General features: G+C 56.8%; 1 pseudogene. It reads left to right on the top strand.

Annotated features, from left to right (window positions below):
- Positions 1-8: 8 nt before the first annotated feature.
- Positions 9-128 (top strand): annotated as a pseudogene (locus tag F6X40_RS43810) (IS110 family transposase); the annotation flags it as partial.
- Positions 129-250 lie beyond the last annotated feature (122 nt).

Here is a 250-nt window from a genome sequence, read left to right as displayed (position 1 = left end):
GGCACACCATGGAAATCGATCTTCTCGGCATTGACCTCGCCAAGCGTGTCTTTCAACTCCACGGCGCCGATGCGCGCGGCCGGGCGGTGTATCGCAATAAGGTTTCACGAACGGCTCTGATTGAAACGTATCCGTCAGCGTAACCCGTCAGAAGTGGAAATTTAGTACGAGACCAACAACGCCGCGAGAGATCAGGACGAGGTGAGCGAGATCCCGCTGCGACAGTGCGACGGCTCTCTGGATGTCAGAA

This window comes from Paraburkholderia sp. UCT31 (assembly GCF_014397655.1).
Classification (GTDB): Bacteria; Pseudomonadota; Gammaproteobacteria; order Burkholderiales; family Burkholderiaceae; genus Paraburkholderia; species Paraburkholderia tuberum.
This window is presented reverse-complemented; position numbering and strand designations above follow the sequence as displayed.